This window comes from Flavobacterium sp. (assembly GCF_044361015.1).
Classification (GTDB): Bacteria; Bacteroidota; Bacteroidia; order Flavobacteriales; family Flavobacteriaceae; genus Flavobacterium.
The window spans coordinates 1-12918 of the sequence record NZ_JBIKJL010000018.1 but is presented as its reverse complement, the minus strand read 5'-3'; the positions used below and the strand labels follow the sequence as shown (position 1 = coordinate 12918).

The window sequence follows — 12918 nt, the reverse complement described above, 5'->3', positions numbered from 1 at the left end:
ATTAAAACCAAAAACATATGAGTAAAAAAGTCCAAAACAACAAAACAGATAATTCCAAAAACAAAGTTATTCATTACTCATTGCAATTACTAGCCTTAGGGTTCATTCTATATTCTTGTTACAACATTATTAATCCCTTTTTAAATATTTTTATTTGGGGTGGAGTTTTGTCTATTACTCTTTATCCATTATACATTCGATTGACAAATATATTTAAAGGTAAAAAAATAGTACCATCAATAGTGATAACATTAACAATGCTTTTAATCATTATTGTTCCTGCCGGTGGGCTCCTCTTTGCAACTGTTGATGAGTTTAGTGAATTAAAAGACACTTTTCATGACGGAAAATTAACTATTCCACCTCCCCAAGAAAACATCAAAGAATGGCCTATCTTTGGAGATAAAGTCTTTACCGCTTGGACAGAAGCCTCAGAAGACATAAATGTATTTGTTGACAAACACCGTGACCAAATTCAACCGGTTCTAATACAGTTACTTGGTTTATTATCCAGTGCCGGAAAAGGAATTTTGATGCTTTTAGGATCAATCATTGTGAGTGGTGTTTTCTTGATTTATGCAAACTCGGCAGGTAATTTCTCAAAATCATTATTAACCAAACTTTCTGAAGAACATGGTGAAAGCATAACTACTGCAGTTGCCATAACTGTTAGAAATGTAGCTAAAGGAATTTTAGGAGTTGCTTTCATTCAATGTATACTAGTTGGTATTGGGTTAGTTATTGCTGGTGTGCCATTTGCAGGGATTTGGACCCTCATTTGTTTATTATTGGCTATTGTTCAAATTGGTATTTTTCCGGTTTCTATAGGGGTTATTATTTACATTTGGGGAGTTGGAGATACTACAACGGCTGTGTTATTAACAATATGGATGGTGTTTTTGGGGCTTATTGATAACTTTTTAAAACCCATTATGATGGGTAAAGGTGCTCCTGCTCCAATGTTAGTTGTTTTTATGGGTACTATCGGAGGATTCATAGCCAATGGATTTATTGGGCTTTTTACAGGAGCTATTATATTCTCCGTTTCTTATAATTTGATTGTAAGTTGGGTAAATAATAAACCCATCATAACTGAAGAAGACATAACACCGAGTGAGTGGATTTCTGAAGAAAATAACGCTTTATAAAATTTTAAGGATAAAAAAAGCTAACGATTAATTTAACCGTTAGCTTCTTCATATTGATATAATTTATTATTTCAATTCATCAATCATTGGAATACTTTCTGAAAGTTCGCTGCGAACCATTGTTTCCAAGTATAATTCCAATTGATAAAATTTGGCAGCGGTTTTAGGCGATAAAGACTTGGCCATTTTTTTATAAGTTTTCTCCCAAAGAGCATTGAACTCTTTGTTTACTTCCATTGAGGATTTTACCATGTTTTGAACATTCTCATCGGTAATGGTTTCATAATTTTTAGCATATTCAATGATATTATTGGCTCTTTTAGTTCCAATTGCTTTACGTTCAACTTCATATTCCTCATACAAATTCCAGAATGTAGCCGATTGAGCTTCATTTACATCCATAAACTTAGCAACTAAATCTCTTTTTTGCATGCCATAAGCACTTTGCAAAATAGCAATTTCATCTTTGGTCTGTTGTGCATTGGAAGATATTGTTCCAATTGCAAAAAGTGCAATCATTAAAAAATTTTTCATAAGTTGGTATATTTAAAATTGTTAAAGTTTTGAATTAAAATTAAGTTAATTTACCTATTAAAAAAGTCCTTTTGAAATCTGAAACTAAAAGAACGCCTTAGTAATTGTATCGAAATTAAAAAATAATCAGCATTCTGTACCTAATTAAAAAGTTTTATTTTTAAGTATATATTTTTATTTTGTTGACTGAATATAATGAAACATGTTAAACAGCGAAAGCACACATTAATGCAATTATAGTAGCTTTAACGGCGTATGCTTTTCATATTTTTATTTTCCTTCCGGTGCTTCTTCAACATTCACCACTTCATACATGCTTTTGCCATTTTTTTGAATAGGTTGGTAATAGGTTGCTCCGAATTTTACGTAAGTAACATCTCCAATTTTAACTTCTTCTCCACCTTCAGGCAGATGTTCAACAACAGTACCAGCTGTTGGAGGTACCACTACATATTCGCCATTTTTTTGCTCATAATAAGTACCGCCGTAATAATAGTTATTAGTGGTTTCATTTACTACAACTGTTTGAGCTTCGGAAGGTAATTGTTTGACAGTAACACCTGCAGGTGCTTCTACTACAGTATAACCTCCAGACGTTTGTATGTAGTAAATTCCATTGTCATAGTAATACTGTTGATTATTGGCATTGACAACGATTGCAGTTACAGTAATGGTTGCTAAAAAAAATCCCCACGGATGATAGGCCGGACCATAATAAAAAGGTGTATAAGGGTGATAAAAATACGGATTATAACAATTGTAGTGAAAGCCTCCATAGACATATGGTGGACGATAATAAGGCATGGTATTGGGTCGCCCGTAATAATTTTTTTCAATATTTATATTAGTATTCCCACGATTATTTACATTGATATTATTATTATTGAAGTTACCATTCCCACGATTTCCATCACCTCTGTTCCCGTCGCCACGATTCCCATCATTCCTTCCGCCACGGTCAACATTTTCTCTAGAACCAGAACTTGTTTTGCTACCAGATAATTTATCATTTGCAACACCTTTATTTCTTCCACTTTCTCTTGAGTTATCGGTTGTTTTTGTTGCGGTTCTGTTCGCTTGATTAGTTCCTGAATTTACAGTTGTAGGTCTATTAGATCTATCGGGTGATTTTTGACTACCTCCATTGATTGACGGCCGTGTTGAGGTTGTATTTCCTCCATAAGAAGGCGTTTGTCTGGTCGATGCCGAACCACCACCATACGAAGCAGATGGACGTGATGAAGGCGTTGATGGTCTTGCTGAAGTTGCAGGCTTGGACATTGATGCCGCTCCGCCGCCTCTTCCACTACCACCGCCCATTCGCTGAGCATTTGAGACTCCTGCATCAAACATAAATAAAGCAAAAATCATTAAATATACTGGTGCTAGAAAAGTATCTTTGTGAGTTTTCATAATTATCTTTCTTATAATTAAACGTTACTAATTATTTTATTGGTTTTATTAAGATTTCCCTTGCCATTGGTGGCGGTTGAAAATTAAACATCACATCTGGTAGAAAAGGATTAATCTCCCAATCTGAAAAGGATGCCTCATACTGCTTCGGTTCACTGGAAGACAGGTACATAATGATCATTTTTACAGGTAACATATAGGCATCGTTTGCCAACCAAAGTTGAACCGACATGTCTTTGCGTCTGACAATAATGTAAAAGCAATCTTTTCCTTCAATTTTTTGGAGTCCTGCAAAACTCACCTCATCAAAGTTTTGCAGTATATCATCTGTAAAGGTTGGATTAAAAAAGTCGGCGGCAGGAAAATCTACTCCATACCTATCATTAACTTCAGCAATCATTTCAATCGTAGTTTCTGGCGTTTCAATAATCACATAATTATTTTCATTAAAGGAATAATAAGCCAATTGCTGCCCATTGTACCAATACCCTTGCTTACCTTTTGTACCATCTGTCCGAATCAGCATCTGACTGGGACCGTTGAAATACACCTGATTGGTTGCGAAATTTGTCACTAAACCTAAATCTTGGTTTTGCTCGTCAACTCTGGTTTTAAGGGTAAACCCTACCGATGACAGTTCGCCCACCACATCACTTATTCGGTCTAAGATTCCCACAGCAATCACGTCGGGGTTTTTCACTTGAGCATTGCCGCTTAAGGAGATCAAACAGGCAACTAGGCCAAAAACTAAATTTCTCATAAATGAAATTTTTAAAATATTCTTACTTACTTTTTTTTGATTCGGGCGGGAAACTTTCCATAATTTTTGAAACAGCATACACTATAACTTTGGCAGGGTCGCTCGGCTTAGTGTTTATTTCAGCAGTGCCGGTTCCCTCCCAAATTAATTTTTCTGATTTTGCCTCTAAAATGTCAATCATTATTGTTCCATCTCTGTAGTTATAAGTATTTACAGCAGCCGTATTTTCAACAGGATAACCCGTGCTGTATGCATAGCCGTATCCGTAAGCATACGGACGATAGTAACCCCCATACCCATAATATTCTGAAGAAACCGAAACCGCTTCTTTTTCAGTTAAAACAGTAACTGCATTGATTAATAAATCCGGATTGTCGCTTGATTCCACAAACCCTTTTCCTTTCATTTCCAATACAATAGCGTTCACTAATCTGTCTGCATTTACCTGACTTACTTCACCCGTAGTTTTTAAATGATAAAAACTAAAGGTTTTGTATTTTTTAAAATCAACTCCTTTGTCATAATCATTGGTCACTAAAATAGCGGAACCACAACGCACCGTTAAAAAAAACAACAGGCTAATGATTCCAATTCTAATTAAACTTCTAAACATTTAAATTTATTTTTGGTTAGATGAGCTAACAAAACTATCATTTAATATAAATCGAAGATAATAAAAATTATTATTTAATCAATAAATTATTTTAAAAAAAATAGTTTATTAATCAAATTAATAAACCCTTTTTAGAAAAGCTGTTTTAGCTATTTATCAAAAACGTAACGAATATTTAAACCAAAACCTCCGGCATCAAAATCTGTTTCTTCAACTATCCAAAAGGTTGGTCGATAATCCAATCCGATAGCAATTGGTAAAGTATCGAAATAATATTCTATTCCAATCTCACCACTTACTCCCAGAAAAAAAGGATTGTCAAAAAGAATGGATGGACCGAAACCAACATACCAATTAAAGTCGTCATCAATTGGTTTATAAATAAAATCCCAAAGAGCATCAACACCCAATCCGTCTCCAAAAGAAACATCGGCATGAATTCTACTGAATTCACCTAAACTAAAAACACCATCTACAGCCACATTATTACCGGTCATTTCGCCAAAACGAATACCAACTTCCTGAGCTGTAGTCTGATATAATCCTGATAGTAAAAAAATACCTGCAATAAATAATTTTCTCATAAATTAAATATTAAATAAAATAGTAGTAATAAAACGCATTGATTTTTAAAAAATTATACTACTTGAAAAATATAAGTTGAAAGAAATTTCTATTTCTCTCTGATATAAATATCGATTGGTACTCCTGAAAAATCCCAGTTTTCTCGGATTTTGTTTTCCAAAAAGCGTTTATAAGCTTCTTTTACATATTGTGGTAAGTTTGCAAAAAACACAAACTGAGGCGTTGGTGTTGGCAACTGCATACAATATTTAATCTTCACATATTTACCTTTTAAGGCGGGTGGCGGATAGGCTTCTATCAATTTCAACATAAAATCGTTGAACTTTGACGTTGGAATCCGTTGCTTTCTGTTTTCGTATACTTTAACGGTTTCTTCCAGTGCTTTCAACAAACGTTGTTTGGTCAAGGCAGAAACAAATAAGATGATGATATCGTTAAACGGTTCTAATTCTTTTCTGATTTTAGCTTCATAATCTCGGGTAGACATCGTGTCTTTTTCCACCAAATCCCACTTATTCACTAAAATGATAATTCCTTTTCTGTTTTTAGCTGCTAACCAAAAAATACTTTGGTCTTGACCTTCAAAACCTCGGGTTGCATCCACCATTAAAATACACACATCACTGTGCTCAATAGCCCGAACAGATCGCATCACAGAATAAAATTCTAAATCTTCTTTCACTTTGGCTTTTCGTCGGATACCGGCAGTATCTACCAAATTAAATTCAAAACCAAAACGGTCGTATTTGGTATCAATCGAATCGCGGGTTGTTCCGGCAATATCCGTTACAATATACCTGTCAACACCTATCAAGGCATTGATAAAACTGGATTTTCCGGCATTGGGACGACCCACCACTGCAAAACGGGGCAACTCCAATTCCTCTTGAGTTGGCTCCGGTTTATTTGGAAAAACATTGATTAACTCATCTAATAATTCCCCTGTTCCGCTTCCGGAAGTACTGGAAATGGTAATGTAATTTCCTAATCCCAGGTTATAAAATTCATACGCGTCTTTTTCACGCATGGCATTATCTACTTTGTTGACTACAACAATTACAGGCTTGGTTATTTTACGGAGCAATTTTGCCACCTCATCATCCATTGGTGTGATTCCCTCTTCTACATCAACCACAAACATAATCACATCTGCTTCATCAATAGCTAATTCTACCTGTTTGCGGATTTCCGCTTCAAAAATATCATCCGATCCTTTGATGTATCCGCCGGTATCAATTACAGAAAAATCTTTTCCATTCCATTCGCTTTTGCCATAATTTCGATCTCGGGTAACGCCACTCACAGAATCAACAATGGCTTCTCTACGCTTTATCAAACGGTTGAAAAGGGTTGATTTCCCTACATTTGGTCTTCCTACAATGGCTACAATAGTACTCATACTTCTAATTTCTAATAGTTTGCAAAGGTAGGTTTTTTGTTTGAAGTATGAACTGAATAATTTAAATCAAAAAGGTAAACTCGCAAAATGGGTTTATACCGGGAATTATTGTTTCATTAAGAGAATAATAAATTAAATCCTTATTCGTTTTTAAAGTTATTATTGTAACTTAGTATTTGAATTACTACTGACTAACTACCATGGAATTAGACAACCAGTTATCCTTACGGTACCGATTTGATAAGGTGATTGCCAAATCCTTTGATGCCATTATTAAAAGTTGCGAGCAACTCAAAGAAACAGTTGAACCCGATTATAGAATCAAAATTTCGGGACATCATATTTGGTTGCATATCGGAATGCTGCATCGCGAAAAATATTCGCCTCACTTACATTTAGAATTTGAAAAGATGGAAGATGGTAACACTTTCGTTAGGGGGTTGTATGGCCCCGACCCCGTTTTGTGGACACTTTTTATGTTTCTGCATTTTGTGGTAGCGGGTCTTTTTGTGATTTTCGCAATGATTGCCTACTCTAAGTGGTCGCTGAATCAACCCTTCACTTTTGATTTGTTGGTGATGTTTGCGATGGTAAACAGTTGGTTTTTATTGTATTTTATTGCTCGTTTAAATCGCAAAAGAGGATTGAAACAAGCACGAGAATTGGAAGTTTTAATGGAACGGATTCTGGAATAGAGGCATTGTTATTTTAGCTCCCATCCAAAACCCGTTGAAAACACATAGTCCGTTTTGACAGCACCTATTGCCGGTTGGTTGTCAAAATTAATCTTCAATTCCGTTTTAAAATAAAAATCAAACGGTAAATCATATTTAAATCGGACGTTTGTATCCGTTCGAAACCTTCCTTTTTCAGATAAACTCGGATAACCTATTGCGGAAAAATACAAATCAATATCTTTAAAATTAAACATATTAAATTGTGTGATTAACAGCGCTTCTGTTGATGTTTTGTCAGCGGAAGCATCTTCGTACTTTTCGATATTGTAAGTTAAGCCCGTTGCAACTAACAAATACAACTTATTATTTCGAACTAAATAATTACCAGCTGCAATGCTAGGAACATAACGGCCTTTAAGCGATTGACTCGTATTGGATAGAAAAGAAAAATTGGTGTTCAAAAACCATTTTTGTTTCAAATATCTTTTGGTATCAATCGACCAATCGGTGCGTTCAATATTCTCCACATCATCTTGTGAAGTAAACAACTGATTGTAGGTGACTCGATTTATCCATCGCTCACTATAATAGTTCAGTAATCCGGAAAATGTAAATTGTTCACTGTTGTTTGTTTGGGTTAAATTATAACCAAAATCAAAGGAACCTTTGAAGTGTTTCCAAAAGCCATCATCAATCTTTTGTAAAACAACAATTTCATTTAAGAAAACTTCAATGGTAACATTATTTTCTTGAGTAATTACGACCTTATTCAGAGTTTCTGTTTTGACATAACCATACATTCTCAATCCACTGGAAAGCACAACAGAATATTTACTTTCAAGCACTAGCGACACTACTTTATCAAATTCAATGGAAAAATCTTTGTCGCTATAGGATGTTTTAACAGTTAAAATATTGTTATTCAACTGCTTTAGCTCACCTACAATAACATCTTTATTCTTAAAAGTAAGGGTGTCCTTTTGAGCAGTAATAGCCATTGAGAAGAATCCGAAGTATAAAATCCAAAAGATTTTCATGAGTTGTCAATTAAACCATTTAAATTAATAATTGACTAAAAGTACTCATTTTACATGAATACAAGAAAATAAATTATAGATGAATCTTTTTCAATTGAATCATTTAAATGATTTTGAAATACCTATCCCAATTGAAAAACTATCATATGCGTTCCATTTAATATCATAAACAAAATTAGAGACTAACTCCCAATCTTTAGGTAATTCTAAACCATATTCAACGCCAAATCGAATTAAAAAAAAGTCTTCCTCCTTTGCAAATTCACCTCCTAATCCGAATTGGTAGGTAAAATGCTCACCGGGTTTAAATCCGGCAGTCAAGGCACTTGCTATTGGAGTGGTGCGTTCAAAAACCTCTTCTGTTTTTTCAACTTTAAAATTCTCAATAATTAAATCATTATGTAGTCCAACTGACCATTTTGGCATAAAAAAATAATTATAATCCAATGCAACTGAAGGCAATGTTAACCATTTTCTATCACCATCGATGACTCCTTGGCTAACATAGGTGTGGCTTAACAAAAAAGAGAAACAATGGTGCTTTGTAAAAGTCTTTTCCTCCTGTGCAAAACCCAAACCACTAGAAAAAAATAATACTAAAAAATAAAACTTTCGCATTTTTTTATACTAAATCGATGATACTTATCTAGAAAATTACTTTGGAAATAAAAACACCATACCGGCTCTCCAGCCCATATCTGCTTTAGCTTGGCTTGACGCTGCTGACAAATTAAATCGAGGACCAAAAACAAATTGAACTTTTTGTGAACCAAAACTTGTAACACCACTAAAAGTAGGAGTAAGCCAAACAGTTGCTTTATCTATTTCCCAATTTTGAGTCCATTCCGTAACTAATCCTGCACCTGCACCGCTTTTCCAATTATAAATCACAAAAGGCTGCACAAACATTTGATTAACATCTGACCTATCATCGTTACCAGCTACACTCCAAATTTGATTAACAAGTCCGCCAATTGTCCATCCATTTGCTTGTTTCAGAGCTACAACTGTTGGACCCACACCCCACTTATCTGTAGTTAAAAAATCATTGGTTCCTGTGGGTACTAAAAAGGCAGGGCCGGCTCCCCATGTAAACCCATTTTTGGTGTTTTTTGGACTAAAAAACATGCTAACAACTGCATCGCCAAGTCCGCTTTGTTTTTCTCCCGCTCCTGTAATATTATATTGCGTAACAATTGGCAACACCATTCGAGTGATAAGATTGATATCTTTTGTTAGACTCACGGGAACTACCGGTTGAAAATTCAAAGTATTCCTAAGTCCATTATTTTCTCCTATTCCGTAATCAGTATTATTTTGAAACGGAACACTTATTAAACTGGAAATTGGGTTAGCTAATTTTTTAGCGAGTTCTTCTGCTTCCGTTTGAGAAAAAACTGAAGTTGACCAAAAAATAGCAAAAAGAACTAAAGTTGTAATTTTAATTTTCATAATTATTTTATTAAAGATGTTGAACCCGAACCATATTTTTTTATAACAGTAGATAAACTACTCATAGAAACTTCAAGTATCTTAATTGAATCTGATTTAATCATTTTCAACTCACCCGATTTGGCATCTGGCGGGTCGGGAAAGAAAACCATACTATATCCATTTTCATTTCTTTCAATTTCTATTCCAAATTTCCATTGGTCATTTTCACCAACAAGGACTGACTTACAATTTGAATCTAAATCACCGAATACTTCATTCACTCTTGATTTAAGTAAGGTATAACCGGGTATTAAAACGAGTAATTTATCTTCAAGAAATGGAATAATCGTCTTTACCTTTTTCTTTTCTATCCAAACCCCTGCACTAATTGTAATAAAAAAAAGTATTACTATTGCTAGTAAAGGTAGCATTCCAGCACCAAAAATTCCTTCTTGAGGCAAATGGGTTGTGATAGGGTGAATTAATTTTTGAATAATGAAAAATGCTTTTTCAAGAATAATTACAACCAATATAAGTGGCAACATAAACAAAAGTAGTCCTTTTAAAACTAGCGTCCAAATTTTGAAATACCAAACCACTTTTTTACTTCTTAATTTCAGATGGATAAATAATTTTCCAATCGTTTTTCATATCTACCAGTAGCCAATTGTTTTTAGCTGCATCATCTAATCCTTTTTCCAATTTTCCAATGTGAGAAGCACGATCATAAGCAACTTCTCTAGCGGCATCGGTATGATGAACAAGTAATCCAAAACGTGGTCCGGAACCTGAAGTAGTGTAATGCAACATTTGATAATCACCATCCGAATTCCCTCCGGTAAAAACAGGTCTCTTTCCAATGTGTTGATGAATTCCAACCGGTTTTCCTTCTTTATCATCATTGAAATTTAGTTCCGGCAATTTGGTTAAGAAAGGTTTCCCGTCGGCTCCCACTTCATATTTGGATTTCAAAGAACTTCCCACTACTTGATAGGGCGGAATCCCATATGCTTTTTCAGCCCAAACACGCATGAAATCAATTCCTCCACCTGATACAATAAAAGTTTTATAACCATTAGCTCTTAAATAATCCAACAATTCAACCATTGGTTGGTAAATCATTTCATTATAGTTCTTTTTGGTTACAGGGTGCTTTGCAATTGCAATCCAATCAGAAACACTTTTTTCGTAGGCATCTGTTGACATTCCTGTATGTGAAGCCATCATAATTTGAAGCAAAGCTTTTTCTCCGCCCGATAAAGCCGTTTTCATATCTCCTTCTAAAATGGCTTTAAAAGGTTGCGTTGTTTTCCATTCCGGATGTTGCGGAGCTAACAATTTCACTTGATCAATGGCAAAAGCCATTTGAAAATACATAGGTTGTTCTCCCCATAAAGTTCCGTCATTGTCAAAACAAGCAATTCGATCTTCTAATGGCACAAAGTCAGGGCTTCCCTCGGTGGTTGTTTTGGTCACAAAATCAATAATCGCTTGTTTGCTTTTCCCTTCGTTCCAGGAAGATAATGGGTCTGAAGTAACTTTGTTAACATCTACTTGTTCTGTTTTTTTAATTTCTTTTTGATTCGTACAACTTGCAAAAATTGACACAATCATAAGGAACAATATATATTTTGCTTTCATAAATTTCTTTTTACAAAAAGGGATTGAACAAAACAGCCCAACTCTCTTTTTACTAATCACAACATTTGGTAATTTAATTATTTTGAACCACCTGCATTCTTGAGCGTTTCTTCAATTTTACTTAAATTGAACGATCCTGCTGTTTGCGATGGCGGATACTCTTTCATAGTCATTAGAAACTTGGCAGCTAAACTTTGAATAGGAACAATTATAAAAGGGCGATCTAAAAACCAGTCATTGTAAGTGTTAGAGTTATGTTGTGCCTTTTCAAACGGATCTCTTCTTAAATTGAATAATAGAGGGGCACGCAATTCTACAAATGGTTCTCTCCAAACACCAAAGGCTTCGCCTCTGTTTTCTAAAAACACTACTTTCCAATCGCCGTAACGTGCAGCAACTACTTGACCATCATCATTCACATACCAAAATTCGTTTCTAGGCGATTGTTTCACTTTTCCGTATAAATAATCTAGCTGATTGTATCCATCAATGTAATTTTTATAAGTCCGACCGTTAATGGTTGTTCCTTTTAACAAACGTTCCTTCACATCGGTTTCACCTGCAAGAGCTGCAAATGTGGGTAACCAATCTTCGTGGGATACGATACCGTTTAAAGTAACTCCTGCCGGAATCTTTCCGGGATATCGCACAAAAGTAGGCACTCGGTAAGCACCTTCCCAGTTTGAATTTTTTTCACTTCTAAAAGGCGTTGTTCCCGCATCCGGCCATGTATTGTAATGCGGACCATTATCCGTTGAATACATGACAAAAGTATTGTCGGCAATCCCTAATTCGTCTAGCAATTTCAACAATTCTCCCACATGCATATCGTGTTCAACCATACCATCACTGTATTCATCTTGACCCGAAATACCCGTGAGTTCATCTTTTACATGTGTTCTAAAGTGCATTCGAGTTCCATTCCACCAGCAGAAAAATTGTTCCCCTGCTTTTACTTTTCTTCTGATGAAATCTTTTGCAGCTGCAACAGTTTCATCATCGATGGTTTCCATTCTTTTTTTAGTTAAAGGTCCTAAATTTTCTATGGTTTGTCCACCTTTTCCGTCTGCTTTACATTTCAAAATTCCTCTGGGCCCAAATTGCTCAAAAAAGGTTTTTCCGTTAGCCAATTTCATATCTCGTGGATAATCTCTGTTTTCAGGCTCTTCTTCTGCATTTAGGTGATATAAACTTCCTAGAAACTCATCAAAACCATGCATCGTTGGCAAGTGTTCGTCTCGATCACCTTGGTGGTTTTTACCAAATTGACCGGTAGCATACCCTTGTCCTTTTAAAACAGTTGCCATGGTAACATCGGTTTTTTGCCATCCTTCTTTTGCCCCGGGCAAACCTACTTTGGTCATTCCTGAACGAACAGGCACAGACCCACTGATAAATGCAGCACGACCAGCTGTACAACTTTGCTGTGCATAATAATCAGTAAACGCAACCCCTTCTTTGGCAACTCTGTCAATGTTTGGCGTCATGTATCCCATCATTCCGCGGTTGTTGTGGCTAATATTCCAAGTACCGATATCATCTCCCCAGATAACCAAAATATTTGGTTTTTTTGCCTTGTCAGATGCTTTGGGCGCTTGTGCAAATGCATGTCCAACTACTAAAAACTGTGATAAAAAAGTTAGTAGTGAAATTTTTAAAAAATTTGTTTTTTTCATA

At 35.2% G+C, this 12918-nt stretch carries 14 protein-coding genes; 2 read left to right on the top strand and 12 right to left on the bottom strand.

The features are described from left to right. The first annotated feature begins 17 nt into the window (after positions 1–17). On the top strand, positions 18–1148 hold the full coding sequence (locus ACIQ2Z_RS06375) for an AI-2E family transporter (RefSeq protein WP_396183317.1): 1131 nt from the start codon (positions 18–20) through the stop codon (positions 1146–1148). A gap of 66 nt (positions 1149–1214) precedes the next feature. Here ACIQ2Z_RS06375 and ACIQ2Z_RS06370 read toward each other — a convergent pair whose 3' ends face one another. From ACIQ2Z_RS06370 to der, 6 genes are all read right to left on the bottom strand, one after another. Further along, complete coding sequence (locus ACIQ2Z_RS06370) at positions 1215–1682, bottom strand: hypothetical protein (RefSeq protein ID WP_396183316.1); 468 nt, start codon at positions 1680–1682, stop codon at positions 1215–1217. A 270-nt stretch (positions 1683–1952) separates the two neighbouring features. Next, positions 1953–3095: a DUF6515 family protein gene (locus tag ACIQ2Z_RS06365; protein WP_396183315.1), complete on the bottom strand. Its 1143-nt coding sequence runs from the start codon at positions 3093–3095 to the stop codon at positions 1953–1955. Between the two features lie 31 nt (positions 3096–3126). Then, positions 3127–3855: a DUF2092 domain-containing protein gene (locus ACIQ2Z_RS06360; RefSeq protein ID WP_396183314.1), complete on the bottom strand. Its 729-nt coding sequence runs from the start codon at positions 3853–3855 to the stop codon at positions 3127–3129. Between the two features lie 22 nt (positions 3856–3877). Further along, positions 3878–4468: a DUF4136 domain-containing protein gene (locus ACIQ2Z_RS06355; RefSeq protein WP_396183313.1), complete on the bottom strand. Its 591-nt coding sequence runs from the start codon at positions 4466–4468 to the stop codon at positions 3878–3880. A 149-nt stretch (positions 4469–4617) separates the two neighbouring features. Next, a complete protein-coding gene (locus ACIQ2Z_RS06350) occupies positions 4618–5052 on the bottom strand; it encodes a hypothetical protein (protein WP_396183312.1) in 435 nt (144 codons plus the stop codon). Between the two features lie 89 nt (positions 5053–5141). Continuing rightward, positions 5142–6452: a ribosome biogenesis GTPase Der gene (gene der, locus ACIQ2Z_RS06345; RefSeq protein ID WP_396183311.1), complete on the bottom strand. Its 1311-nt coding sequence runs from the start codon at positions 6450–6452 to the stop codon at positions 5142–5144. Between the two features lie 200 nt (positions 6453–6652). On the opposite strand from der, the gene ACIQ2Z_RS06340 reads away from it, so the two are divergent. Further along, the gene (locus ACIQ2Z_RS06340) at positions 6653–7147 is read left to right on the top strand and encodes a hypothetical protein (protein WP_396183310.1); all 495 of its coding nucleotides are present in this window, start codon (positions 6653–6655) and stop codon (positions 7145–7147) included. Positions 7148–7155: 8 nt separating this feature from the next. Here the strand turns inward: ACIQ2Z_RS06340 and ACIQ2Z_RS06335 are convergent, their stop codons facing one another. The 6 genes from ACIQ2Z_RS06335 to ACIQ2Z_RS06310 all read right to left on the bottom strand — a co-directional run. Then, positions 7156–8166 carry a DUF481 domain-containing protein gene (locus tag ACIQ2Z_RS06335; RefSeq protein ID WP_396183309.1) on the bottom strand — a complete coding sequence of 337 codons (1011 nt, stop codon included), beginning with the start codon at positions 8164–8166 and terminating at the stop codon, positions 7156–7158. A 99-nt stretch (positions 8167–8265) separates the two neighbouring features. Next, entirely contained in the window at positions 8266–8784 is a 519-nt protein-coding gene (locus ACIQ2Z_RS06330) for a hypothetical protein (RefSeq protein WP_396183308.1), read from the bottom strand. A gap of 36 nt (positions 8785–8820) precedes the next feature. Further along, entirely contained in the window at positions 8821–9618 is a 798-nt protein-coding gene (locus ACIQ2Z_RS06325) for a hypothetical protein (RefSeq protein WP_396172467.1), read from the bottom strand. 2 nt (positions 9619–9620) lie between these two features. Further along, the gene (locus ACIQ2Z_RS06320; RefSeq protein WP_396183307.1) at positions 9621–10145 is read right to left on the bottom strand and encodes a hypothetical protein; all 525 of its coding nucleotides are present in this window, start codon (positions 10143–10145) and stop codon (positions 9621–9623) included. 58 nt (positions 10146–10203) lie between these two features. Beyond that, positions 10204–11241, bottom strand: coding sequence for an HAD family hydrolase (locus ACIQ2Z_RS06315; RefSeq protein ID WP_396183306.1), 1038 nt, complete (start codon positions 11239–11241; stop codon positions 10204–10206). Positions 11242–11318: 77 nt separating this feature from the next. Then, on the bottom strand, positions 11319–12918 hold a 1600-nt coding region (locus ACIQ2Z_RS06310), incomplete at its 5' end, for an arylsulfatase (protein WP_396183305.1).

Bases quoted from the DNA above. Each gene is read 5' to 3' on its own strand.
- ACIQ2Z_RS06340 (WP_396183310.1), top strand. From the start codon at position 6,653: ATGGAATTAGACAACCAGTTATCCTTACGGTACCGATTTGATAAGGTG.
- ACIQ2Z_RS06355 (WP_396183313.1), bottom strand. From the start codon at position 4,468: ATGTTTAGAAGTTTAATTAGAATTGGAATCATTAGCCTGTTGTTTTTT.
- ACIQ2Z_RS06350 (WP_396183312.1), bottom strand. From the start codon at position 5,052: ATGAGAAAATTATTTATTGCAGGTATTTTTTTACTATCAGGATTATAT.
- ACIQ2Z_RS06360 (WP_396183314.1), bottom strand. From the start codon at position 3,855: ATGAGAAATTTAGTTTTTGGCCTAGTTGCCTGTTTGATCTCCTTAAGC.
- ACIQ2Z_RS06370 (WP_396183316.1), bottom strand. From the start codon at position 1,682: ATGAAAAATTTTTTAATGATTGCACTTTTTGCAATTGGAACAATATCT.
- der (WP_396183311.1), bottom strand. From the start codon at position 6,452: ATGAGTACTATTGTAGCCATTGTAGGAAGACCAAATGTAGGGAAATCA.
- ACIQ2Z_RS06335 (WP_396183309.1), bottom strand. From the start codon at position 8,166: ATGAAAATCTTTTGGATTTTATACTTCGGATTCTTCTCAATGGCTATT.
- ACIQ2Z_RS06375 (WP_396183317.1), top strand. From the start codon at position 18: ATGAGTAAAAAAGTCCAAAACAACAAAACAGATAATTCCAAAAACAAA.
- ACIQ2Z_RS06365 (WP_396183315.1), bottom strand. From the start codon at position 3,095: ATGAAAACTCACAAAGATACTTTTCTAGCACCAGTATATTTAATGATT.
- ACIQ2Z_RS06325 (WP_396172467.1), bottom strand. From the start codon at position 9,618: ATGAAAATTAAAATTACAACTTTAGTTCTTTTTGCTATTTTTTGGTCA.
- ACIQ2Z_RS06330 (WP_396183308.1), bottom strand. From the start codon at position 8,784: ATGCGAAAGTTTTATTTTTTAGTATTATTTTTTTCTAGTGGTTTGGGT.
- ACIQ2Z_RS06320 (WP_396183307.1), bottom strand. From the start codon at position 10,145: ATGTTGCCACTTATATTGGTTGTAATTATTCTTGAAAAAGCATTTTTC.
- ACIQ2Z_RS06315 (WP_396183306.1), bottom strand. From the start codon at position 11,241: ATGAAAGCAAAATATATATTGTTCCTTATGATTGTGTCAATTTTTGCA.